This is a genomic window from Chelativorans sp. M5D2P16, from assembly GCF_034427935.1.
Lineage (GTDB): Bacteria > Pseudomonadota > Alphaproteobacteria > Rhizobiales > Rhizobiaceae > Chelativorans.
Genome location: NZ_JAXQNM010000002.1, coordinates 33,728 through 56,354 on the forward strand (window position 1 = coordinate 33,728; position 22,627 = coordinate 56,354).

Annotated in this window: 20 protein-coding genes; 14 read left to right on the forward strand and 6 right to left on the reverse strand. The window is 65.4% G+C overall.

All coding sequences use genetic code 11. From position 1 onward, the window contains the following. From SIN08_RS00175 to SIN08_RS00195, 5 genes are all read left to right on the forward strand, one after another. Nucleotides 1-516 carry a TRAP transporter small permease gene (locus tag SIN08_RS00175; protein ID WP_322449434.1) on the forward strand — a complete coding sequence of 172 codons (516 nt, stop codon included), beginning with the start codon at nucleotides 1-3 and terminating at the stop codon, nucleotides 514-516. 6 nt (nucleotides 517-522) lie between these two features. Beyond that, nucleotides 523-1,836: a TRAP transporter large permease subunit gene (locus SIN08_RS00180; protein WP_322449435.1), complete on the forward strand. Its 1,314-nt coding sequence runs from the start codon at nucleotides 523-525 to the stop codon at nucleotides 1,834-1,836. A 63-nt stretch (nucleotides 1,837-1,899) separates the two neighbouring features. After that, entirely contained in the window at nucleotides 1,900-3,177 is a 1,278-nt protein-coding gene (locus SIN08_RS00185) for an ArgE/DapE family deacylase (RefSeq protein WP_322449436.1), read from the forward strand. A 39-nt stretch (nucleotides 3,178-3,216) separates the two neighbouring features. Next, nucleotides 3,217-3,816, forward strand: coding sequence for an SRPBCC family protein (locus SIN08_RS00190; RefSeq protein WP_322449437.1), 600 nt, complete (start codon nucleotides 3,217-3,219; stop codon nucleotides 3,814-3,816). A gap of 27 nt (nucleotides 3,817-3,843) precedes the next feature. Beyond that, the gene (locus SIN08_RS00195) at nucleotides 3,844-5,190 is read left to right on the forward strand and encodes an MFS transporter (protein ID WP_322449438.1); all 1,347 of its coding nucleotides are present in this window, start codon (nucleotides 3,844-3,846) and stop codon (nucleotides 5,188-5,190) included. A 65-nt stretch (nucleotides 5,191-5,255) separates the two neighbouring features. Here SIN08_RS00195 and SIN08_RS00200 read toward each other — a convergent pair whose 3' ends face one another. Next, nucleotides 5,256-6,722: an aldehyde dehydrogenase family protein gene (locus SIN08_RS00200; protein WP_322449439.1), complete on the reverse strand. Its 1,467-nt coding sequence runs from the start codon at nucleotides 6,720-6,722 to the stop codon at nucleotides 5,256-5,258. Between the two features lie 176 nt (nucleotides 6,723-6,898). Between SIN08_RS00200 and SIN08_RS00205 the strand changes: the two genes are divergently transcribed. The 6 genes from SIN08_RS00205 (at nucleotide 6,899) to SIN08_RS00230 (ending at nucleotide 13,259) form a co-directional block, all read left to right on the forward strand. Continuing rightward, nucleotides 6,899-7,687, forward strand: coding sequence for an SDR family oxidoreductase (locus SIN08_RS00205; protein ID WP_322449440.1), 789 nt, complete (start codon nucleotides 6,899-6,901; stop codon nucleotides 7,685-7,687). A 24-nt stretch (nucleotides 7,688-7,711) separates the two neighbouring features. Next, on the forward strand, nucleotides 7,712-9,361 hold the full coding sequence (locus SIN08_RS00210) for a thiamine pyrophosphate-binding protein (protein WP_322449441.1): 1,650 nt from the start codon (nucleotides 7,712-7,714) through the stop codon (nucleotides 9,359-9,361). Nucleotides 9,362-9,390: 29 nt separating this feature from the next. Next, a complete protein-coding gene (locus SIN08_RS00215; protein WP_322449442.1) occupies nucleotides 9,391-9,744 on the forward strand; it encodes a cupin domain-containing protein in 354 nt (117 codons plus the stop codon). An 89-nt stretch (nucleotides 9,745-9,833) separates the two neighbouring features. Then, a complete protein-coding gene (locus SIN08_RS00220; RefSeq protein WP_322449443.1) occupies nucleotides 9,834-10,520 on the forward strand; it encodes a GntR family transcriptional regulator in 687 nt (228 codons plus the stop codon). Nucleotides 10,521-10,560: 40 nt separating this feature from the next. Beyond that, nucleotides 10,561-11,751, forward strand: a complete 1,191-nt coding sequence (locus SIN08_RS00225) for a diaminopropionate ammonia-lyase (RefSeq protein WP_322449444.1) — start codon at nucleotides 10,561-10,563, stop codon at nucleotides 11,749-11,751. A gap of 29 nt (nucleotides 11,752-11,780) precedes the next feature. Beyond that, nucleotides 11,781-13,259: a pyridoxal-phosphate dependent enzyme gene (locus tag SIN08_RS00230; RefSeq protein ID WP_322449445.1), complete on the forward strand. Its 1,479-nt coding sequence runs from the start codon at nucleotides 11,781-11,783 to the stop codon at nucleotides 13,257-13,259. A gap of 45 nt (nucleotides 13,260-13,304) precedes the next feature. Here SIN08_RS00230 and thiI read toward each other — a convergent pair whose 3' ends face one another. Both thiI and SIN08_RS00240 read right to left on the reverse strand, forming a co-directional pair. Next, on the reverse strand, nucleotides 13,305-14,774 hold the full coding sequence (gene thiI / locus SIN08_RS00235) for a tRNA uracil 4-sulfurtransferase ThiI (RefSeq protein ID WP_322449446.1): 1,470 nt from the start codon (nucleotides 14,772-14,774) through the stop codon (nucleotides 13,305-13,307). Nucleotides 14,775-15,006: 232 nt separating this feature from the next. Next, the gene (locus SIN08_RS00240) at nucleotides 15,007-15,924 is read right to left on the reverse strand and encodes a LysR family transcriptional regulator ArgP (RefSeq protein WP_322449448.1); all 918 of its coding nucleotides are present in this window, start codon (nucleotides 15,922-15,924) and stop codon (nucleotides 15,007-15,009) included. Between the two features lie 100 nt (nucleotides 15,925-16,024). Here SIN08_RS00240 and SIN08_RS00245 point away from each other — a divergent pair, with 100 nt between their 5' ends. Further along, nucleotides 16,025-16,633, forward strand: a complete 609-nt coding sequence (locus SIN08_RS00245; RefSeq protein ID WP_322449450.1) for a LysE/ArgO family amino acid transporter — start codon at nucleotides 16,025-16,027, stop codon at nucleotides 16,631-16,633. A 359-nt stretch (nucleotides 16,634-16,992) separates the two neighbouring features. Then, entirely contained in the window at nucleotides 16,993-18,369 is a 1,377-nt protein-coding gene (locus SIN08_RS00250; protein ID WP_322449451.1) for a S10 family peptidase, read from the forward strand. Nucleotides 18,370-18,381: 12 nt separating this feature from the next. On the opposite strand, the gene SIN08_RS00255 is transcribed toward SIN08_RS00250, so the two are convergent. The 3 genes from SIN08_RS00255 to SIN08_RS00265 are packed head-to-tail and all read right to left on the reverse strand — an operon-like array spanning nucleotide 18,382 to nucleotide 21,502. Further along, a complete protein-coding gene (locus SIN08_RS00255) occupies nucleotides 18,382-19,461 on the reverse strand; it encodes an ABC transporter substrate-binding protein (RefSeq protein ID WP_322449452.1) in 1,080 nt (359 codons plus the stop codon). After that, entirely contained in the window at nucleotides 19,458-20,825 is a 1,368-nt protein-coding gene (locus SIN08_RS00260; protein ID WP_322449453.1) for a sensor histidine kinase, read from the reverse strand. Before SIN08_RS00260 ends, SIN08_RS00255 begins: the two co-directional genes overlap by 4 nt. Then, nucleotides 20,822-21,502 carry a response regulator transcription factor gene (locus tag SIN08_RS00265; RefSeq protein ID WP_322449455.1) on the reverse strand — a complete coding sequence of 227 codons (681 nt, stop codon included), beginning with the start codon at nucleotides 21,500-21,502 and terminating at the stop codon, nucleotides 20,822-20,824. Before SIN08_RS00265 ends, SIN08_RS00260 begins: the two co-directional genes overlap by 4 nt. Nucleotides 21,503-21,605: 103 nt before the next feature. Between SIN08_RS00265 and SIN08_RS00270 the strand changes: the two genes are divergently transcribed. Next, nucleotides 21,606-22,592: a Bug family tripartite tricarboxylate transporter substrate binding protein gene (locus SIN08_RS00270; protein ID WP_322449456.1), complete on the forward strand. Its 987-nt coding sequence runs from the start codon at nucleotides 21,606-21,608 to the stop codon at nucleotides 22,590-22,592. The last annotated feature ends 35 nt before the right edge of the window (nucleotides 22,593-22,627 follow it).

A 22,627-nucleotide genomic window follows, 5' to 3' on the forward strand; every position in this document is an offset into this window, starting at 1 on the left:
ATGCAACTGCTAGAGAAGATCTTCACTTGGATCGTCAATTTTTTTGCCGTGCTTGCCGGACTTCTTCTGGTGGCCATCATGCTGGCCACCGTTTTCAAGGTCGGCTTGCGCGGAATCGCGGGGCAGGGGATCATCGGGATCGACCAGCTCAGCGGAACCGCCATGGTCTATATGACCTTCCTCGGTAGCGTTTGGGTTCTGCGCAACGACAGCCACGTCACCGTCGACCTGGTGTTGAGCACGACGCGAGCGGCGGTAAGGCGCAACCTCATCGTTCTCAACTCCGTCATCGGCGCCATCATCTGCTTCATCGTCAGCTATTACGGTTTCGTCGCGGTTCAGACCTCTCTGGCCCGCGGCATAATGGTGGTCCAGGAGCTGGAAATCCCGCGGGCCATCGGGCTCTTTCCGATCCCCGTCGGTGCTCTTTTGCTTGGTATCGAATTCGTGCGCCGCGCGATAGCCGCCCATCGCGGCGCTTTCGACGTGCAAGAAACAATAAAAATGGAGGCTTGAGACTCCATGGAATGGTGGCAATTTCTTCTGGCCTTCTTCTCGGCCCTCGGTGTCCTGCTGCTCATAGGTCTGCCGGTCGCGTTCGCCTTCCTGCTCGTGAACATGGTCGGGGTCTACTTCCTGTGGGGCGGCACCTCGGGATTCAACCAGATCATCATGAGCATCGAAAGCTCGATCTCGACCTTCGTTCTGGTGCCTATACCGATGTTCGTCCTGATGGGCGCGATCATGTTCCATTCGGGGATCGCCCGGAAGATGATCGACGTTCTCGACCACTGGATCGGCTTCGTTGCCGGCCGGCTGGCCGTGCTGGCAATTACCACCGGGGCGGTCCTCGGCGCCCTGACCGGCGTGGCGATGGGGAGCGTCGCCATTCTCGGCTCAGCCCTCCTGCCCGAGATGAAGGAAAGGGCCTATTCGAAATCGATGTCCGTCGGGCCGATCCTGGCAAGCGGCAGTCTCGCCATCCTGATCCCGCCAAGCACGCTCGCCATCGTGCTCGCCAGCTTGGGTGGCTTTTCAGTAGCGAAAATCCTCGTGGCCATTGTGGTACCCGGGCTGCTTCTGGCCATGATGTATGCGACCTACATCATTCTGCGCTGCGTGTTCAATCCGGAACTGGCGCCGGCCTACAGGGTGCCGCAGGTGCCGATGTCGCAGCGCCTCAAGGAGACCTTCATTCACCTGGTGCCACCGGTCTCGATCATTGTCTTCGTGATCCTGGCCATCTTCTACGGCGTGGCGACGCCGACCGAGGCTGCGGCCCTCGGCACCTTCGTCACCTGTATTCTTGCCGCGCTTTATGGCTATTTCAACTGGAAGGTCATCCGTACCTCGATCGCCTCGGCGACGTCCCTGTCGATCATGGTCCTGATCATCCTCACGGGCTCGGCCGGATTCAGCCAGCTTCTGAGCTTCGCCGGCGTGACGACGGCGATCACCAGTTTTGCCACCGACCTGCCGGTTCATCCGCTGATCCTGCTGATCCTGATGCAGCTGGTGGTCATGTTTCTCGGCATGTTTCTCGAGCAAACCTCCATCGTGCTGGTCACCATCCCGATCTTTTTGCCGATCATCCATGCCCTGGGCTGGGACCCGATCTGGTTCGGCACGATCATGATGCTCAATCTGGAGATGGCAACAATCACGCCGCCCTTCGGGCTGTCGCTTTTCGTCATGAAGGGCATCGCCCCGCCGGACGTGACCATCGGCGATATCTACAAGGCCGCGGTCCCCTTCATCCTCATCAACATCGTCCTCATGGCCCTGATGATCGCCTTTCCGCAGATCGTTCTCGGGCTTCCGAACATGATGAACTGAGAACGCGGTCGCCCCGTCCGGCAGGGGGTTCCACGGGTCAAACATGCGTCAAAGGAGCAATGAATGAGCACCGATCATCGCCAGGCCATCATCGTCAAGGTCGAGGAGAACCGCGACTACGCGATCGAATTCCTCCGCCGGATGATCGCCATCCCGAGCGTTACCGGAGACGAGGCGGCGATCCAGAAGTTCGTCGCCGAGCACATGCGCAAAATCGGGCTCGATGTCGACATGTGGGAGACGGACTGGGAGGAGCTCAAGAAGCATCCCGGCTATCGCCCCGTCGCGCGCGGATACGAGAACCGGCCCAACATCGTCGCCACGTACAAGGGCACCGGCGGCGGCCGCTCGCTGCTTCTCAACGGCCATACCGACGTCATCCCGGTCGGTGATGGATCGGGCTGGACCGACGACCCGTGGTCGGCGAAGATCCGCGACGGGCGCATCTACGGGCGCGGCTCGGCCGACATGAAGAGCGGTGTGGCCAGCCATATCCTGGCGGTCGAGTTTCTGAAGCAGCTCGGGCTGCGCACGAAGGGCGACGTCTACGTCAACGTGGTCATCGACGAAGAGGTCAGCGGACACGGCACGCTGGACACCGTCATCCGCGGCTACCGCGCCGATGCCGGCATTTCCGGCGAGACCAGCGATCTGCACATCCAGCCGGCCTGTATCGGGCGCATCTGGTTCGAGATCGCCGTCCAGGGCAAGCCGGCCGGTGTCCAGAAGCGCTACGAGGGCATCAGCGGCATCGAACTCGGCAACAAGATCGTCAAGGCGGTGCAGGAACTCGAGGACGAGCGCGTCGCCACGGTGACGCATCCGCTCTATCCCGTCGCCATCGACTCCCTGCCGTGCCTGATCGGCAGCTTCCAGGCGGGCAGCTATCCCAGCGCCTTCCCCGACAGTGCCGTGCTGAAGGGCTCGATCGGTACCGTGCCGGGCGAGGACCACGAGGGGGTCAAGCAGAGCCTGGTCGACAAGATCGCCAAGGTCGCCGCCGAGGATCCCTGGATGAAGGACCATCCGCCGGTGGTGCGCTTCGTCGGCTACGACGCCGAGGCCTCGGAAATCCCCACCGATCATCCGATCGTCGAGATGCTGAGCGGCATCTATAAGGAGCATACGGGCAAGGAGCCGGAGATATCCGGCCGCCAGGGTGCCGCCGACACGCGCTTCCTCAACAAGTATGCCGACACGCCCACCGTCATTTTCGGTCCGGGTTCCACATCCGTCATGCACGCCAATGACGAGTACGTGTCGATCGACGACTTCATCACCGCCATCAAGGTGATGGCGCTGGCGATTCACGACTGGTGCGGGGTGGAAAGCGCGGAGTAAGCCGCGGCCTTTCGCCCGCCGACAACAGGAAAGAGCCAAATGGCCGAGTTGAAGCAGGAATTTGTCGTAGCACAGCCCAGAGAGAAGGTCTGGGCTGTCTTCCAGGATATCGAGACCGTCGTCGGCTGTCTTCCGGGCGCCAGCCTGACTGAGCCGCCGACCCCGAACCACGCCAAGGGCCGCATGACCGTCAAGCTGGGGCCGGTGAAGGCGAATTTCGCCGGCGAGGCCGACATCGAGCGCGACGAGGCCGGCTATACGGGTGTCATCAAGGGCTCCGGGATCGACAAGAACCAGGGCTCGCGTGCCAAGGGCAATGTCCGCTATGCGCTGGAGGAGGCCGACGGCGGCGGCGCCACCAAGGTGGTCGTCGCCGTCGACTACACGCTCTCCGGCGCGCTGGCGCAGTTTTCGCGCGGGGGCATCGTCGAGGCCGTGGCCGCCAAGCTGACGGAGGATTTCGCGACAAACCTCGAAGCGGAGCTGTCGGGCGGCGATGCCGCGGCCGATGCGCAACCGGCGTCCTCTGCGGCCGGCGGCGGCGAGCCGAAAGGAGCCCGATCCAACGAGCTCAACGCGTTGAGCCTGATCGGCGCGGTCGTCAAGGGCTGGTTCAGGAAGCTTTTTGGTGCAAAGTAGGGGCGCATAGCTGGAAGGACTGGTCCGATGCTTTTCGAGGTGCTGCGCAATCCGACCTATCAGCGTCTGTTCGGCGCCCAGATCATCGCTCTTCTGGGAACCGGACTGCTGACGGTTGCCCTCGGCCTTCTTGCCTTCGACGCGGCGGGTGGGGAGGCCGGCGTCGTTTTGGGGATGGTGTTCTTCATCAAGATGGTCGCCTATGTGGGGCTGTCCCCGCTGGCCAATGCCGTCGTTTCGAGATTGCCGCCGCGCCGCGTGCTGGTGGCGATGGACCTTGTCCGTGCCGTTGCCGCGCTGTGCCTGCCCTTCGTGGATTCCATCTGGCAGATCTATCTCCTGATCTTCGTGCTGCAGGGTGCGTCGGCGACGTTCACGCCGACATTCCAGGCGCTCATCCCAGAAATCCTGCCGGACGAGCGCCAGTACACCCGCGCCCTGTCGCTTTCGCGGCTGGCCTACGATCTCGAGAACCTGGTGAGCCCCGTCCTTGCCGGCCTCGCCTTGCTGTTCGTCAGCTATCATTGGCTTTTCGGCGGCACGACCTTCGGCTTTCTTTTGTCCGCGTTGCTGGTCGTTTCGGCGACACTGCCGCACAGGGAGCGCGCGCAACAGGCGCAGCCCTTTCTCGACCGGCTGAGCCGGGGCATGCGGATCTACCTCGCGACGCCGCGCCTGCGCGGCCTGTTGTCACTGAATCTGGCCGCGGCTTCGATCGGCGCGATGGTCATCGTCAACACGGTGGTGATCGTGCGCGCGGGCTTCGGTCTGGGTGAGCCGCAGGTGGCGATGGCGCTCGGCGCCTTCGGTGCGGGCAGCATGACAGCCGCGCTGCTCCTGCCGCGGCTGCTCGACCGCCTCGACGACCGAACGGTCATGCTGGCCGGCGCCGCGGTGGTCAGCACTCTTTTCCTGGGCCTGTCGCTCGGTCTCGGCAGCTTCACCCGGCCCGGCTGGGGGGGCTTTCTGGCCCTGTGGCTGGTGATCGGATTCTGCTATGCCGTGGTTCTGACGCCCTCCGGCCGGCTGCTTCGGCGCTCCGCGCAAACGGCGGATCTTTCCCCGGTCTTTGCGGCCCACTTCGCCCTCTCACACGCTTGCTGGCTCGTCACCTATCCGCTCGCGGGCTGGCTGGGCGCGCGGCTCGGCATGGCCGAAACGGCGCTCGTCCTGGGTCTGCTCGCGGTGGCCGGCGTGCTGACGGCGCTGTTTCTGTGGCCGGTCCGTGGCGACAAGTCCGTCCTGGAGCACGTACACACCGATCTCGACCCGGCGGACCCGCACATCGCCAATGCCGTGCGCACGCCGCACGGCTGGCGCCACGCGCATGTCTTCAATATCGACGATCGCCATCGGCGCTGGCCGAGCCATTGAAAAAAGCGACCGAATAAAAAGGCCGCCCGAGGGGCGGCCTTTTTGGGCAGATGCTTGTCTGTGCCTCAGCGCGGGATCGGGTGATGCACGCAGATGTTCTTGATCTGCTGATAGGCGTTCAGCGCTTCGAGGCCCTTTTCCCGCCCGAAGCCGGACAGCTTGTAACCGCCGAAGGGGAACTCCACGTCCAGCCCCACGGCGAAGGAATTGATCCAGACCTGGCCAGCACGCAGCCTCTCGGCCATTGCCAGGGCCGCGTCGATGTTGCGCGTGTGGACGCCGGCGACGAGCCCGAACGGCGAGTCGTTGGCCAGGCGTGCGGCCTCCTCGGCGCCGTCGAAGGGAATGACGGTCAGGACCGGCCCGAAGATCTCCTCGCGTGCCACGCGTGCCGCGTTGCTGGCGCCGACGACCAGGCCCGGACGCACGAAGGCACCACCCGACAGCGGATCTTCCTTCGGCGTCTGGGCACCGAGGATCAGTTCGCCTTCCTTGCGCGCGATGTCGTAGAACGCCTCGACGTCCTTCTTGTGGGCAAGGCTGACCAGCGGACCGAGGTCGGGATCGTCGATGCCGGCGCCGATGGACATGCCTGCGATCTTCTTCTCGAGCCTGTCGACGACCTTGTCATGGATGCTGCGCTCGACGAGAAGGCGCGTTCCGGCATTGCAGACCTGGCCGCAATGAGTGAAGACGCCGCCCGCGATGACCGGCAGGGCACGATCAAGATCGGCGTCGGCAAACAGGATCTGCGGCGACTTTCCGCCCAGTTCCATGTTGCAGGGGATCGCGTGCGAGGCCGCGGCGACCATGACGCGCTCGCCGGTGGGCACCGAACCGGTGAAGGTGATCTGGTCTACGCCGGGGTGGCGCGCCAGCATGTCGCCGGCCACCGAGCCGCGCCCGTTGACGAGGTTGACGAGACCCTCCGGCAGCTCGGCTTCCTGGCAGATCTTCATGAACTCGTAGGCGGTCACCGGCGTCTCGGCCGACGGCTTGATGATCACCGCGCAGCCGGCCGCCAGCGCCGGTGCGACGCCGCGGGCGATCAGCTGGAACGGGTAGTTCCACGGGATGATATGGAGGCTGACGCCGATCGGGTCTTTGACGGTCCAGTCGGACCAGTCGGGCCCGAGCGGAATGGAGCTGCCATGCAGCTTGTCGGCGGCGCCGGCATAGAATTCAAAGAAGCGCGCCGAGCAGTCGACCTCCCAATAGGCGTCGCGCAGCGGTTTGCCGCTGTCGGCGCATTCCTTGCGCACCAGATCCTCACGGCGTTCGAGGATCAGGTCGGCGATCCGCTGCAGCACGCGGCCGCGCTCGAAGGGGCGCATCCGCCGCCACGGGCCTTCGTCGAACGCCTTGCGTGCGGCGGCGACGGCCTGGTCGACTTCCGTCTGCCCTGCGCGGGCGAATTCGGCGATGACCTTGCCGGTTGCCGGGTCATGGGTGCGCCCGACGCCGTCGGAGCCCTCGGTAAGGACCGAGTTGCCGCAGACGATGGGAATGAGCGGTGGAGAAAGGGTGTTCACGAAATGCCTCCTCGGTCGTGACGCTGCGTTTAATTTCGAGGGCAGCCGCGGGGGACCGTCCTCCGGCAGGAGGCTTTCATGTGTATACAATATCGTTTTCATTGTCTACAGTATTTGACAGAGTGTGTTCCGAGTGGTACCCGATGTCTTCAAAAACGACACCAGATGGAGCCTTCATGAATCTTGAATTGCGGGGCAAGCGGGCCCTCGTTACGGCGGCCTCACGCGGACTTGGAAAGGCATCGGCCTTGGCGCTCGCCGAGGAAGGGGCGAGCATCGCCGTTACCGGGCGCGACCCGGCCCGGCTCGAGGCTCTGGTGGACGAACTGCGCGCAGCCGGGGCGAGCGATGCCATCGCCGCCGTCGTCGATCTGGGGCGCCCCGAGACCTTTGCGGAAGCCGTCGAGGCTGCGGTCTCCCGCTTCGGCGGGCTCGACATCTTCATCGGCAATACCGGCGGGCCGGCGTCCGGGCCGTTCGTCGACATTCCGCGGGCGGAGTGGGAGCGCGCGCTGGGCGAGACCCTGCTGCCGATGGTGGATCTCTGTCACCTGGTGATTCCGCATCTGAAGACGTCGGATTGCGGACGCATTCTCTTCATCACCACCGTCGGCGTGAAGATCGTGCAGCCGCATATGGTGCTGTCCGATTCCCTGCGGCTGGCGATCGTCGGCCTGGCGAAGTCGCTGTCGCTGGAACTCGCCGAATACGGAATCACAGTCAATTGCCTCTGCCCCGGCCCGTTCAGGACCGACCGCATGGAGGACCTGATCACCGCGAGCATGGAGCGCGAGAAGGTCGATCGCACTGCCGCCGAGGCCATATGGCTGGAGGAGGTGCCGCTGGGCACGTTCGGCGATCCGGCGGATTTCGGCGCCATGGTTGCGCTCCTGTGCTCGCCGCGCGGGCGCTTCACGACGGGAACCGCCATGACGATCGACGGCGGCAAGTCCCGCGCCTACTGACCCTGATCAATGGAAACGCAGAAGATGACGAAGCAGCAGAATCTGGACGGAGGAGCGGCGGTCGTCCGCTGGCTGAAGGCGGCTGATGTCGACCACGTCTTTTCCGTGTCGGGCGGACCGATCAATCCCGTCTACAGGGCGTGTGCCGAACTCGACCTTCCGCTCGTCCACGCGCGCCACGAGGCGGCGGCCTGTTTCATGGCCGAGGCAGCCTCGCGCGTTAACGGCAAGGCGGGCGCGGTGGTCGTCACGCTCGGACCGGGCGCCACCAACACGGTCACGCCGGCGCTGGTGTCGACGCTTGCCGGGACGCCCCTCATCATCATCGCGGCGCAGGCGCCCACGCACACCTTCGAGCGCGGTGCGGGCATGTCCTACGATCCGCTTCCCATTCTCTCCAGCGTCACGAAGTGGTCGGCGCGCGTCCTCGATGTGGATCGCATCTCCGAGTATCTGGACATCGCCTGGCGCAAGATGTGGGCAGGTCGGCCCGGCCCGGTCTTCCTCGAGATTCCGGCCGACATCATGGCGGCGCCGCTTTCGGATTCTCCGACTTCGCTCGCCCGCTCCGCGCCGCCGGCCCCGGTGCGCCCGGCGCCCTCGGCAGGCGATGCCGGACGGCTTGCCGAGGAACTGTCGCAGGCCAGGCGGCCGCTGCTTCTGCTCGGCGAGGAGATCTTCTGGACGGGCGGTGCCGGCTGGCGCGCGGTCGTTGAGAAGCATCATCTGCCGTTCGCGACGCTGCGCCTGGCGCGCGGCATCGTCGACGAGCACCATCCGCTCTTCATGGGACCGGGCTACAGCCCCTGCAACGCGACCTTGCGCAAGGCATTGCAGGAGGCGGACCGTGTCTTTCTGATCGGCCATCACTTCGAGTTCGATCTCGAATTCGGCGACAAGCTCGGGGCCGAGACGCGCGTCATACAGATCGCTTCCGACCCGGAACTCCTCAACCGCAACCGGCGGGCCGACCTGGCGATCGCCTCGGCGCCGGCGAACGTGGTGCAACTGTTCGAGGCGGCACCGGAGGCGCCGGTCGAGCGGCAATGGGTCGACGGCCTGCTGGCCGGTTGGCGCGAGGAGTGGCAGGGCCAACTCGGCGTGGATGCCGAGGATGGCGGGCTTCACCCTATCGCCGCCATCGATGCGGTCACCGACGCCGCACCCGCCGAGACCATCTATGTGTCCTCGCACGGCAACGTCGATTTCTGGGCCGATGCGCGTCTTCGCCTCAACGCTCCCGGCCGCTATCTGCGTGCCGGCCAGTCCGGGGCGCTCGGCGCCGAGGTCCCGTACGGAGCCGGCGCGGCCTTTGCGGCGCCCGGTGCGCCGGTGATCGTCTTCGTGGGGGATGGGGGCGTCGGATTCCATGTCACGGAGCTCGACACGGCCGAGCGCTACGGCAAGCCCTTCATCATCGTCGTGCTCGACGATGAATTGTGGGGCGCCATCGCGCTGCCGCAGGAAGCCAGCTACGGCGCTATGTATGAGATGGACCTGCCGCGCCGCGACTGGGCCAAGGTAGCCGAGGGGCTGGGCGGCAAGGGCTATACCTGCCGCAATCGGGAGGAGATCGACCATGCGGTCAAGGATGCCCTTGCGAGCGGCAAGCCGGCCATCATCCAGGTCTCGGTGCGCTCGGTGATCAGTCCCTACATGGAATACATCTCCTGAATTATGAAAATGAACGGGAACTCAAAGCGATGAAAGTCTGGAAGGACGGAGACAAGCGCGGCATCACGCCGCCCAATCATTTCGGCGGGCTCGAGGTCCTCGATATCGTTTCGCTGGCCGGCAGCCCTTTCTCGGTGCAGGTCTCCAAAGCGCCGCCCGGGGGCGGCGGTGAAATGCACCACCATGAAGAGTGGTCGCAGGTTTTCTACGTCGCTAAAGGTGAGATGACCTTCGATACGGGCAACGAGCGCTTCACGCTGACCGAGGGTCAGTCGGTTCTGTTCGAGCCGGGCGATCCGCACTACACGTTGAACGAGAGCGAGGAGGAGAGCACCTGCCTGGTGATCACGGTCGATCACAGTCGGGCCGGTTCTCGGGCATAACGGTCGCCAAGTCGATTGCCTTTGCGTCGCGCCGGCCATATGGCGGATCTAGAATGGATACGCTTGAAAACAATGGCGAGAGGTGAACAATGCAACGCCAGCTAGTCTCGGGCAGGGAGACCGCTTCCACGGCCGCTACCGTGGTCGAAGCGCTGGAGGACGATATCCTCCACAGCGTCTTGAAGCCTGGTGACAGGCTTGACGAGCAGGCGCTTGCCAAGCGGTTTCAGGTCTCGCGGACACCGATCCGCGAGGCGCTGCGCGATCTGGCGTCAAGCGGGCTCGTCGAGATCCGGCGCAATCAGGGTGCCATGGTGCGCACCCTCACCACGACCGAACTCATCGAGATGTTCCAGGTGGTGGCGGAACTCGAAGGCCTGTGCTGCCGCCTGTGCGCCCGGCGCATGAACGACGCAGAACTGGCGGAAATCCGCAGGCTCAACGAGGTCTGCGACGAGCGCGCACGGGCAAACGATCATGACGGCTTCTTCGCCGCCAACAACCTCTTCCACGAGATGATCTACGACGGGTCGCGGAACGCCTATCTCCAGGAGGAGGTGCGCAAGCTGCGCAATCGCGTCAACGTCTACCGCCGCCACATCAGCTTCCAGCCGCGCCGCATGGTGCGGTCGGCGGCCGAGCACTGGAAGATCGTCGAGGCGATCGAGAAAGGCGAGGAGGAGGCCGCGCACAACCACATGCGCGAGCATGTCGACCTGCTGGCGGGTTCGGCGGCGGACGTGCTCCTGGCGCTCGAGGCGCGCAACAGAAAATAGGTCCGGCCGTCGAGCCGGCGCAGATCGGATACGTAACTAAATGAAGATCATAGACAACCGGGCGGCAGCAAAGGGTGCAGCGCTGTCGCCGCAGGAGGCCGAAATCGTCGGGCTGAGCGCGCCCGGCATCGTGGCGCCGTTCATTGCCGCCTGCCCGAAGCACGGGGCCACGCCGCTCGTCCCGCTGCCGGGGCTGGCCGCTTCACTCGAGGTCGCCGGCATCGACCTCAAGGACGAGGGCCAGCGTCTCGGCCTCAAAAGCTTCAAGGCCCTCGGCGGCGCCTACGCGGTGGCGCGTCTGGTCCACGAACACGTGGAGGCGCGTCTTGGCCGCAAGGTCGCGCCGTCCGAATTGAGGGACGAGGCGATCCGGCCCATTGCCGCCGAATTGACGGTCTGCTGCGCCACGGACGGGAACCACGGCCGTTCCGTCGCCGCGGGGGCGCAGCTGTTCGGTTGCCGCTGCGTGATCTTCCTGCACGAGGGAGTCTCGAAAGGGCGCGAGGAGGCGATCGCCGGCTTTGGCGCGCAAATCCGCCGCACCGACGGGAATTACGACGCGTCCATGGCCGAGGCGACCGAGACCGCCGGGCGCGAAGGCTGGACGACTGTGTCCGACTTCTCCTGGCCCGGCTATGAGCGCATCCCCGGTCTCGTCATGCAGGGCTATACGATGATGCTGGCCGAGATCGTCGAGCAGATCCAGGCGCCCTATACGCATGTCTTCGTACAGGGCGGGGTGGGCGGCCTTGCCGCCGCGGTCGCCGGATACTTCCATGACTGGCTGGGCAGGGACCGACCGAAGCTGATCGTCGTCGAGCCGGATCGCGCCGCCTGCCTTCAGGCGAGTGCGGAAAAGGGCGAACGCCTTGAGATCGCGGCCGGCGACTCCACCGTCATGGCCATGCTCGAATGCTACGAGCCTTCACTCATCGCCTGGCAGATCCTGGAGAAATCGGCGGATGCCTTTATCGACATTCCCGATGGCGCCGCGGTGGACATGATGCGCCGGCTTGCCCACCCCGCTGGCGGCGACCAGGCGCTGGAGATCGGCGAATCGGGCGTGGCCGGCCTTGCCGGGCTCAAGGTGGCGGCAGCGCAGCCGGAGCTGCGCGCCGCGCTGGGGCTCGACGCCGGCTCCCGCATTCTCGTGATCGGCACCGAGGGGGCGACGGATCCCGTCCTCTACCGCCAGCTCGTCAGCGGCGACACGGCGGCCGGCGAAGCGTAGATGAGCGCCGCATTTCGGGAGAACGGACCATGAGCAATCTCTTTTCGCAGACCGTCGTCGACCAGGCCGCCTACGACAATGTCGTTGCGCAGCTGAAGGACAAGGGCGTCCGTCTTCCCAGGATCGCCGAGCTGGCCGACCCGTCGACGATCGCGCCGGAGATCGTCTCGGATCTGCACGCCGTGGACCCGGATGCGGCCGATGCGCGCAACCTGTTTCGCGTGCACTGGTACAATGACGCCGGGCGCAAGGGCTTTGCCGACACGCCCGCCCATCTGGTGCTGCCGCCCGAGCTCACCGGCGTGCGGGCGACGATCATCGTCGCCGTCGGCGCCCGCTTTCCAATGATCAGGGCGCACAAGGTGCTGGCGGCCTACGGGTGCCTGGTGCCGCGGCTGGTTACCGGGCAGTTCGATCCGTTCGCACAACGCAGCGTCTGGCCGTCCACCGGCAACTACTGCCGCGGCGGTGTCGCCATCGCCACCACCCTCGGCTGCCGCAGCGTTGCCGTCCTGCCGGAGCTGATGAGCAGCGAGCGCTTCCGCTGGCTGGAGGAATGGGTGGCGGATAGGCGCGACATCGTGCGCACGCCGGGTTCGGAAAGCAATCTGAAGGAGATCTACGACGCGTGCCGCGAACTGGCCGGGGACCCGCAGAACGTCATCTTCAACCAGTTCAGCGAGTTCGGGAACTACATCATTCACCGCGCCGTCACCGGGCCGGCGCTGGAGGCCGTTTTCAACGCGGTGAACGGGGAGGGACGTCTCGTCCCGCGCGCCTTCGTTTGCGCGTCCGGCTCCAGCGGCACGCTCGCCGCCGGCGATCACCTGAAGAAAAAGCTCGGCAGCGCCGTTGCGGTGGTCGAAGCGCTCGAATGCCCGACCTTGCTGCGTAACGGCTACGGCGAGCACAACATCCAGGGGATCGGTGACAAGCACGTTCCGCTCATCCACAACGCGCTCAACAGCGATTTCGTGATCGGCGTGTCCGACCAGGCCTCGGACCATCTCAATCTGCTCTTCAACACGGAGGAGGGCAGAGCCTATCTGGCGCATCGCAAGGGCGTCGACGCTGCGCTTCTGCGGCAGCTTTCCGCACTCGGCCTGTCGGGTATCGCCAACGTCGTGGCGGCGATCAAGCTGGCGCGCCATCTCGACCTGGGGGAGGACGACGCGCTTATGACCGTGGCGACCGACAGCGCCGAGATGTATGGCTCCCAGGCCGAAAAGACCTTGAAGCAGGACTATCCGGAAGGTTTCGACACGGTGTCGGCGGCGGAGGTGGCGGGGCGCTACCTGTTCGGCGCGGCCACCGACAATCTGGAGGAACTCGATCACGTGGGCCGCCAGCGCATCTTCAATCTCGGCTATTACACCTGGGTCGAACAGCAAGGCGTTGCGCTGGATGATTTCGATCGTCGCCGTGATCCGCGCTTCTGGGACGGGCTGATGGACATGGTGCCGATCTGGGACGGTCTTATCGACGCGCTCAACGCGCGGCTTGGATGAGGTGAGACAGGGTGCGATCCCTTTTCCGAACCTCACAAGGGCGGGCTATGCCGGTTCTGCGCCGTGGTCGTGGCGTTTGCGGATGGCGCCGATGCCGCCGCGCAGCGCATAGGCCTGGTATCCGTATTGCTGCATGATCTCCGCCAAATGCGCCGATTGCGTGCCGAACGCGCAGTAGAGAACGTATGAGTGCCGCTTGTCGAAGCGCTTCATGTCGCGGATGACGCTTTCGGGGGAGCGGTTCACCGCGCCGGGAAGGTGCCACCGGTCGTAGTGCGCCTTCGGCTGGCAATCGATCACCTGCGCACCCTCCGGCACCTCGTCGACGAAGAGATAGTCCGTGCGCAGATCGGCCCCCGTCACGGTGGCGAGATCGACCTGCCGCATGCCGGCGATGGCACGCTTAAGCGCCTGTTCTTCCGTCTTCGCTTCCTCGCTCGCCGCGGCGCGCGCCGTGCTGCGCACCGCCGGCGAGCGGTTCGCAAGAGCGCAATGCTCGGGAATGCGCTCCGACAGAAGCGCTGTGCCGATATGGCGGGCCTGGGCCATGATCTCGCTCTTGTCGAGGCCGACCAGCGGGCGCAGGACGAGCCTGTCGGCCGCCGGCTCGATGGCACTCAGGTTCGACAGCGTCTGCGACGAGACCTGGCCGAGGGCCTCGCCGGTGACGATCGCCTGGGCCCTGAGGCGCTCGGCGAGACTGGAGGCGGCGCGGTACATGAGGCGCTTGAGGACGACCTGCCAGAGGGCCGGGTCGACATGCGCCTTCATGTCCGAGACGACTTCGTTGAAATCGATCACGAAGATGCGCGGGCGCCCGCCGAAGGCCCACATGTCCGTCAGCACCTTGGCGATCTGGATGACCTGGCGCTCGTAGGCGCCGCCGGCGAGGTTGCAGAACAGGAAATCGACGGCGACGCCGCGCCGCATGATCCGCCAGGCCGCGACGGCCGAATCGAAACCGCCCGAAAGAAGCGCCACCGCCTTGCCTTCGCTGCCGAGCGGCAGTCCGCCGGCTCCTTCAACGCGCTCGGTGAAGAAGTAGGCGTCGTTGCCGAGAACCTCGACATGGACGGTGACCTCCGGATTGTCGAGGTCGACGGTGGCGTGCGGATTGAGAACAGCACCGAGATGGCGCTCCACATCGACGGAATTGAAAGGGTGGTGCCCGGTGCGGCGCACGCGCACCGCGTAGCGGCGGCCCTCGACCGTGCGGGCGAAATGCGCTTCCACCGTTCGCGCCATGTCGTCGAGGTCCGCCTTGCAGCGCGCGGTTACGTGCGAGAAGTTCGCGATGCCGAACACACGACCGAGTTGCGCCCGCGCCCGCGCTTCATCGCTTGCGAAGACGAAAAGCCGGCCGTGGGTCTGCGCGATTCGTGCGCGCACACCTGCCTGCGACAGGGCGGCAAGAATGTTGCTTCGAAGCACTTGCGCGAAACGTCCCCGGGTCCTGCCCGACTTGGTCGAGAGGTCGGCGGAGAAACGCACGATGAACAGGGCTTGCGACGTCATTCTTCCTATCGGCGTTTTCGTGGCGGTGCCTCGGCTGCGGTGCGCGACCGGGGCCGCGCACCATTTGGGCCGGGCGGCCAGGAATTTCAAATCGGTCTATCAGCTTGGTCGGCGCGGCAGGCTGCGATGCATCCGCCAGCCGTGCTTCTATCGCGGTTGTCGACCCGTATCCAGTGGTCGGGCCCGTTTGCGCGGGGTGCCCGCCGCATCCGCAACAGCGTCCTTGCGGCGCTCATTCATCCTCACGCGGCGCCTCCTGCGCAAGGTCGCGCCGGGCGGTGGCGACGATCTCCTTGGTAAGCCCTTCAAGCCGTTCGGCGGCGAGACGGTTCACCTGCCAATAAAGCCGAACGTCGAGCCCGAGACCAGGGATCAGTTCCACCAGCCGGCCCGATTTCAGGTCGTCCTTCACCAGTTGCGCCGGGTTCAACCCCCATCCCATGCCGGACCGGCAGGCTTTGACGAAGGCTTGTGTCGAAGGCAGCCAATGGGTGGGATGGGAGAGCTCTTCTCCGAAGGCCTGCCCGATCCACTGGGCCTGCAGGCGATCTTTCTGGTTGAAGGTGAGAGCGGGCGCATGGGCGAGGCTTTCGGGGGTGACGCCTTGAGCGAAATGTCGCGCGAAGAAATCGGGGCTGGCCGTCGCGTGATAGCGCAGGGCGCCGAGAAAGATGCGGCGGCAGCCGGCAACCGGTTTATCGAGGCTCGTCACCGCGGCAAGTACCCTGCCGCGCTGCAGCCACTCGGCCGTGTGGTCCTGATCGTCCACGGCGATGTTGAGGAGATACGCCGATTGGCCGGAGAAGCGCGCAACCGCCTTGAGGAACCATGTCCCCAGGCTGTCGGCGTTTGTCGCCACATGGATGGTGACCTTCTGTGGCGTTTCCTGTCCAGCCAGCGCGGGAAGGGATCTGTAAAGCTCGCTTTCCAGCATCCCAACATGCTCGACATGCCGGCATAGCAGTTCTCCTTTCGCGGTGGCCACGCACGGGTTCCCACGGACGACGAGGACGACTCCGAGCCGCTCCTCCAACTGCTTGATGCGCTGGGAGACCGCGGAGGGGGTGACATTGAGCACGCGTGCGGCTTTCTCGAAGCTGCCGGTCTGTACGACCGTGGCGACGGCGCGAAGAGCGGGATAGTCCATCATCAGATTAGTTCTGCTTTATTCAACTTAGAAACATTAATTGGCCTAAAGTTGCAGCCGCGGCTAGAGGAAAGTCGTGTCCGGACATCGGGATTTTCACGGCATGGCGGTTTCGGTCTACATGACGGGGCTGACGATCGGTCTCGGGCTGATCGTCGCGATCGGTGCGCAGAACGCGTTCGTTCTGCGCCAGGGCTTGCGCAACGAGCACGTCTTTGCCGTCTGCCTCGCCTGCTCAGCGTCCGATGCGTTGCTGATCACCCTCGGCGTTACCGGCTTTCAGCGCGTCGCTGCCTTCCTGCCCTGGCTCGACCCGGCCATGCGCTACGGCGGTGCTGCCTTCCTTTTGTGGTTTGGCGCCAGGAGCCTCTATTCGGCCATGCAAACGTCCGAAGCGCTCGAGGCCGGCGCAATGGGCGCGTCGAGCCTGCACAGAACTCTCGCCACCTGCCTGGCGCTGACCTGGCTCAATCCGCACGTCTATGTCGATACGGTCGTGCTGCTCGGCACGGTCTCGACGCAGTTTCCCGATGCTGGCGTGTCGTTCGCCGCGGGCGCGGTGACGGCGTCCTTCCTGTTTTTCTTCACGCTCGGTTACGGGGCGACGCGGCTGCGCCCCGTCTTTGCGCGACCGTCCTCCTGGCGCGTTCTGGAGGCGCTCATCGCCGTCACCATGTGGGCGATTGCCTGGAAGCTGTTGGCCGGCATCTAAAGCATTCCAGGAAAAGTGGATGCCGGCTTTCCGTTTGGATTATGTGAGATCCAGCACGCCCGGCCTTTTCATCGTGAGTTCAAAACCGGACGTGCTAGGTTGCCGCGACAACCGGATTCGATCAAACGGCGGCACGAATGAAATTCCTTTCCAAATCGGCGCCTTGGGCGACACAGGCAGGAAATACGGAGCATGGAAGGGCGGCCGGCTCTCCACCGTGGCTGCGGGCCATCCTTGTCGCGTTTCTTAGCTGCTTCCTCGCTGCGCCGCTGTCTTACGCGCAGGATGAGAGCGATGCCCAAAAGGCTGGATCCGCGGCCGAGACCCAGGAGGCTCAGCCGGCCGATGCGCAAGGGCGCTTGCCGGAGACACGGCGGACGCGGCACACGATCCGGATCGGCGGGGAAGACATCCGCTTCATGGCCACGGCGGGGGCGATCACCCTGACGAATGCGCAGGATCGGCCCGAGGCGGACATCGCTTTCGTCTCCTATACACTGGAGGGTGCCGATCCGGCCGCGCGGCCGGTCACCCTCGCGGTCAATGGCGGCCCGGGGGCGGCATCCGCCTATCTTCACCTCGGCGTGCTCGGACCGTGGATCTTGCCGATGGACGAGGAGCAGATCGTGCCCTCGCAGAAGGTCGGACTGGTCGAAAATCCACAGACCTGGCTGGCGTTCACCGATCTCGTCTTCATCGACCCTGTCGGGACCGGGTTCAGCCGGCTCGTCGATTCGAACGACCGGCTGCGCGAGCGCTATCTTTCCATCGACGGTGACATCGAGGCGCTCGCCCGTTTCATCGTGCGCTGGCTTACGGAAAACGGCCGCCTGGCCTCGCCGAAATTTTTCGTCGGTGAGAGTTACGGTGGCTTCCGCGGACCGCTTCTGGCGGAAGCCTTGCAGACCGACCACGGGGTCGGGCTCAGCGGCATGGTCCTCCTCTCGCCGGTTCTCGATTTCGGCTGGTGGGCGCAACCGGAGCATTCGCCTCTGCCCCTGGCCTCCCGCCTGCCGTCATTCGCCGCCACGGAGATGGAGCGCCGGGGCACCTTCTCGGAAGAGGGGCTTCGCGAAGCCGAGGCCTACGCTAGCGGCGCGTTCGTGACGGACTTCCTGCGCGGGGTGAGTGACGAGGACGCGCTCGGCCGGATCGTCGAACGCGTTTCCGAATTCACCGGACTGCCGCAGGATCTCTTGCGCGAGCATGGCGGGCGGATCGGTATGGACACTTTCACGCGCAATTTCCTGCGGGAGGAGGGGCGTATCGCCAGCAGCTACGATGCGGCGGTCAGCCTCGAGGCACCGGTGCGGGGGCGGCGCACGCACGTGCCGGATCCCGTCCTCGACGCGATGACGGCACCGCTGACCAGCGCGATGCTCGCCCACTACCGCGATACGCTCGGCTGGCTCCCCGAGCGGCGCTACCACCTCCTCAACACCGGGGTGAACCGCGCCTGGGAATGGGGCGGCGGGCGCAGCCAGCCGGAGGCGATCAGCGCGCTCGGCCGGGTTCTGTCGCTGGACCCCGCGTTCCGGACGCTGGTCGTTCATGGCTACACGGATCTGGTGACGCCCTATTTCGCGAGCCAACTGCTTCTGCGCCAGCTTCCCGCCTTCGGGCAGGGAGAACGCCTGCAACTCGAGACCTATCGCGGCGGACACATGTTCTACACACGTGAAGGCTCGCGCTCGGCGTTTCGGGACGATGCGCGGTCGCTTTACCCCGGTCGATAGAAGGGCCGCCCTTCAAGGGCTCCCGGCGGCGATGTCGCCCGAGGGCAGTGCCGCGCGCCATTCCTGAAGAAAGATCTCGCGCTTGGCCCGGTCGAGCCCGACCAGGAGCGCCGGGGTCATGGCCACCGGCCGGAATGTGCGCGCATCGGCACTGCCGTCGGCAAGCATGCGCGCCAACTCCTGCGCGCCGTCGATGGGCGACAGAAGCCGCATTTGCGCCGTCAGGACCTCGCGCCCGGCCGGGGAGAGCATGAAGCTGATGAAGGTCTCCGCAAGTTCCGGCGCGCGGGCGGTGGCCGGGACGAATGCCGCCCGCGCGAAGACGAGCGTATAGTCGGAAGGCAGGACAATGCCGATGCGCTCGTCGCTGCGGATCATCTGAAGCGCGTAGGAGCCCAGCACGTTGTAGCCGACCAGCAGGCGCCCGTCGGCAACCCGGTCGAGGATTTCCGCCGTGCAGCAGAACAGCCGGGCGCGGTTGCGGCCGAGACTTTCCACCAGCCGGCCCCAGGTGCTGGCCTGCAGCGCGTCCTGGAAGGCGAAGAGATAGCCGACGCCCGAGGCCTGAATATCATAGGTGCCGATCTTGCCTATGAAATCCTCGCTCTCGCGCAGGAGGTCGATCAGCTCGAAGCGGCTCTGCGGCACCGCGCGGCCGGTGAAATAGGCGCGATTGTAGACCATCACCGCCGGCTCGAAGGTGAGCCCCACGAGTTCCTCGCGCCAACGCGCCCAGTCGGGCAGCCCGGCGCGGGCTTCCGCCGGCAGGGCAAGGGCGCAGCCGTCGTTGACGAGCTTGAGCTGCTGGTCGACCGATGAGCTGACGACCAGATCGGCCACGAAACGGCCCGCCTCGCAGGCCGCAGAAACGTGATCGTCGAGTTCGTTGGTGGTGAGCTCGCGATAGGTGATGGCCACGTCCGGGTGGCCGCTCTGGAAGGCACGCAGCATCGGCTCGAAGATGGCGAAATCCGTCGAGCTTTCGATCACCAGGTCCCGCGCGGCCGTGCCCGGCGCCTCCAGCCGCGTTTCCGTCCCCCAGGCCGGAAGCGCCGTCAAAAGCAAGAGGGCGATGAAGAACACTCTTTTCATGCCGCCGCCATCTCCAGGCCGATCGAGAAGCCATCGGCACAGGTCCCGCGCGTCAGCCGCGCGTCGTGCATGCGCGCCACGGAGGCGACAATCGACAGGCCGAGGCCGGCGCTGTCGGGGCCGATCCCGTTGGCGGTGAAGCGCTCGCCGATGCGCGCGGCCAACTCTTCGGGAAGGCCATCACCATGATCGTGTACCGTGATGGCGGCGTGCCGGCTGCCACAGTGCGCGACCCGAAGCGTGACCGGTGGTGCGCCGTATTTCGCGGCGTTGTTGAGCAGGTTCTTGACCGCTTCGCGCAGGCTGACGGGGTCGCCTTCGACCCATACCGGCCCGTCGGGCAGGTCCAGCGCGACCGTCCGATCCGTCGCCGCGTGCAGGGCGCGCTCGGCCTCGATCGCCACGCGGCGCAGATCGATGCGCTCCTTCTCAGCCGTGTCGGCGCGGTGGGAAACAAGTGCCTGGCTCAACAGCTGGTCCGCCAGCCGACCGAGCCCCACACTGCGCGCGTAAAGCCTCCGGTGCAGCCGCTCCAGGCGGGCCGGCTCCTTCTCTTCGAGCGCCAGTTGGGCCTGGGCCCTGAGAGCGGTGATCGGCGTGCGGATCTGATGCGCGGCATCGGCGACGAAGTTCTGCATCGCCTCGATGCGCCGGTCGAGCCGGCCCATGAAGCGGTTGATGGCCGAGACCAGGACGGCGATTTCCTTCGGCGCCGGGATGGCGATGGGCGACAGGTCGTTCGCCTCGCGCTCCAGAATAGCCCGTTCGACGCGGGCGAGCGGCCTGAGGGCGACACGCAGGACGAGAAGCGCCAGGAGGAGAAACAGAATGCCGGCCGCTGCGATGATCAGCACGGCGCGCAGGGCGATGCTGTTTGCCAAGGCGGTGCGCTCGCGCGTCGTCTGGGCGACGAGGATGACGACCTCGCCGCTGATGGTGCGCTCGGCCAGTTGCCGGGTCAGCTTGAAGGCGCGCACATCCACGCCCTTGAAGCGGGTGTTGTAGAAGCTGTTCGGCGCTTCCTCATCGGGCGGCGGCAGGTCTCCATAGCCCGTCATCGTTTTCCCGTCGGGGCCGATGACGCGATAAAACACCCGGTCGGTCGCCACCAGCGACAGAAGCTCGAAAGCCGAAACCGGCAGGTCCACCTGCGCCTCGCCCTCGCTGACGGAGATCCGCTCGGCGATCTGCAGCGCGGCCCCGCGCAGAAGCCGGTCGAACGCCTCGTCGCTGGCGGCCTGCCCGAAACGCGTCGCCGCCACCATGCTCGCCAGCACGACCAGCACGAGGATGAACCCCATTGCCATGGCCAAGCGGAAGGCAAGGGACTGAGCACGGGGGAGGGCGCTCGCCGCGGTGGTCACGGTCTTTCTCCCTGGCGGATCGTGGCCTGGTAGCCCAGTCCGCGCAGTGTCTTGATTTCGAGATCCGCCGTTTCCAGCTTGCGCCGCAGCCGCCCGATATAGACCTCCACGGCGTTCAGCCCCGCCTCGCCGGTGAGGCCGTAGAGGCGCGAGTAAAGATCGTCCTTTTCCAGAACCCGGCCGAGATTGCCGAGGAATGCCTCCAGCAGGATGAATTCGCGCCGGGTCAGCTCCACCTCGCACCCGTCAATGGCGACGGTGCGCGCGGCGAAGTCGCAGCGCAGGTTCCCGGCATCTATTGCCGCCTCCGCCACGCCGTGACGTCTGCGGCTGACGGCGCGGGCGCGCGCCTCCAGTTCCCGCAGGTCGAACGGTTTGACCAGATAGTCGTCGGCACCGAGGTCGAGTGCATCGATCTTGTCTTCGACGTGCATGCGGGCGGTCAGCACGAGAACCGGCACATCGTTTCTGGCCGTGCGCAGTTCCTTGAGAAGCGTCAGCCCCGAACCGTCCGGCAGGTTGAGGTCGAGGATGATCAGGTCGTAGGGCTCAAGGTTCGCCAGATGCGCGGCATCCTCTCTGTTGGCCGCATGATCGCACACGTGGCCTTGACGCTGAAAATGGGTGACGATCGCCTCGGCGACGTCGTGGGTGTCCTCCACCACCAGAACCCGCACTGTCTTGTTCCTCCCGAAATGACAGCTTGTTGACAGCTTGCCGTCTTATCTTCCCCGAACCTTCGCACAATGTACGTGCGGCAGGAACAAGGGAGGTTTTCTCATGAAAAAGCTGATCGCGGCCGGCGCCGCAACTCTTTTTGTCACCATTGCCTCGGCCGGCGCTTCGCTTGCGTTCGAACCAGGCAAGACCGAGTGCATCGCTCCGGCGAATGCCGGCGGCGGCTGGGACTTCACCTGTCGCCAGGTGGGCAAGACGCTTTATGACCTGGAGATCGTGCCGGGACCCATGCAGGTGACGAACCTCGCCGGTGGTGGCGGCGGTGTCGCCTTCGCCGAGGTCGTTTCCAAGCGCAATGACGACGACAGTCTCATCGTCGCCGCGTCTTCATCCACCACGACGCGGCTCGCCCAAGGAGCATTCCCCGGCGCCAGCATGGACCAGGTCCGCTGGCTCGGGACCGTCGGTGCCGATTATGGCGTCATCGCGGTCGCCAAGGATTCCCCGGTCGAGACGCTGCCGGAGCTTTTCGAGCAGGTGAAGGAGAATCCGTCCTCCGTTTCCTTCGCCGGCGGATCCGCTGTCGGCGGCTGGGACCACCTGAAGATCCTGGTGGCGGCGCAGGCGGCCGGCATCGAGGATGTGCGTTCCATCAAGTATGTCGCCTTCGAGGGCGGCGGCGAAGCCGTCACCCAACTCCTCGGCGGCCACGTGCAGGCCTTTTCGGGCGACATCTCCGAGACCAAGGGGTTCGTGGATTCGGGCGACCTGAAGGTGCTCGCCGTGCTTTCCGACGAGCGCCTGCCCGGTGACGACTTCGCGCGGTTCCCCACCGCCAAGGAGCAGGGTATCGACGCTGTGGGCGCCAACTGGCGTGGCTTCTATGCGCCGGGCGGCATGAGCGACGAGGCCTATGACTTCTGGGTCGACGCGGTCAAGACCACCTATGAAAGCGACGAGTGGAAGGAGATCATGGCGAACAACGGCCTGATGCCGCTCGCCAAGTTCGGTGACGATTTCAATACGTTCGTCGGCGAGCAGATCGACGCCACCGAAAAGCTCAGCCGCGAGATCGGCATCCTCAAGTAAGGGCCGGCAAACCGGCGAGGCAGGCCGCGGGCGAG

Coding starts and splice junctions, on each gene's coding strand:
- SIN08_RS00175 (WP_322449434.1), top strand. CDS start 1: ATGCAACTGCTAGAGAAGATCTTCACTTGGATCGTCAATTTTTTTGCC.
- SIN08_RS00180 (WP_322449435.1), top strand. CDS start 523: ATGGAATGGTGGCAATTTCTTCTGGCCTTCTTCTCGGCCCTCGGTGTC.
- SIN08_RS00185 (WP_322449436.1), top strand. CDS start 1,900: ATGAGCACCGATCATCGCCAGGCCATCATCGTCAAGGTCGAGGAGAAC.
- SIN08_RS00190 (WP_322449437.1), top strand. CDS start 3,217: ATGGCCGAGTTGAAGCAGGAATTTGTCGTAGCACAGCCCAGAGAGAAG.
- SIN08_RS00195 (WP_322449438.1), top strand. CDS start 3,844: ATGCTTTTCGAGGTGCTGCGCAATCCGACCTATCAGCGTCTGTTCGGC.
- SIN08_RS00205 (WP_322449440.1), top strand. CDS start 6,899: ATGAATCTTGAATTGCGGGGCAAGCGGGCCCTCGTTACGGCGGCCTCA.
- SIN08_RS00210 (WP_322449441.1), top strand. CDS start 7,712: ATGACGAAGCAGCAGAATCTGGACGGAGGAGCGGCGGTCGTCCGCTGG.
- SIN08_RS00215 (WP_322449442.1), top strand. CDS start 9,391: ATGAAAGTCTGGAAGGACGGAGACAAGCGCGGCATCACGCCGCCCAAT.
- SIN08_RS00220 (WP_322449443.1), top strand. CDS start 9,834: ATGCAACGCCAGCTAGTCTCGGGCAGGGAGACCGCTTCCACGGCCGCT.
- SIN08_RS00225 (WP_322449444.1), top strand. CDS start 10,561: ATGAAGATCATAGACAACCGGGCGGCAGCAAAGGGTGCAGCGCTGTCG.
- SIN08_RS00230 (WP_322449445.1), top strand. CDS start 11,781: ATGAGCAATCTCTTTTCGCAGACCGTCGTCGACCAGGCCGCCTACGAC.
- thiI (WP_322449446.1), bottom strand. CDS start 14,774: ATGACGTCGCAAGCCCTGTTCATCGTGCGTTTCTCCGCCGACCTCTCG.
- SIN08_RS00240 (WP_322449448.1), bottom strand. CDS start 15,924: ATGATGGACTATCCCGCTCTTCGCGCCGTCGCCACGGTCGTACAGACC.
- SIN08_RS00245 (WP_322449450.1), top strand. CDS start 16,025: ATGGCGGTTTCGGTCTACATGACGGGGCTGACGATCGGTCTCGGGCTG.
- SIN08_RS00255 (WP_322449452.1), bottom strand. CDS start 19,461: ATGAAAAGAGTGTTCTTCATCGCCCTCTTGCTTTTGACGGCGCTTCCG.
- SIN08_RS00270 (WP_322449456.1), top strand. CDS start 21,606: ATGAAAAAGCTGATCGCGGCCGGCGCCGCAACTCTTTTTGTCACCATT.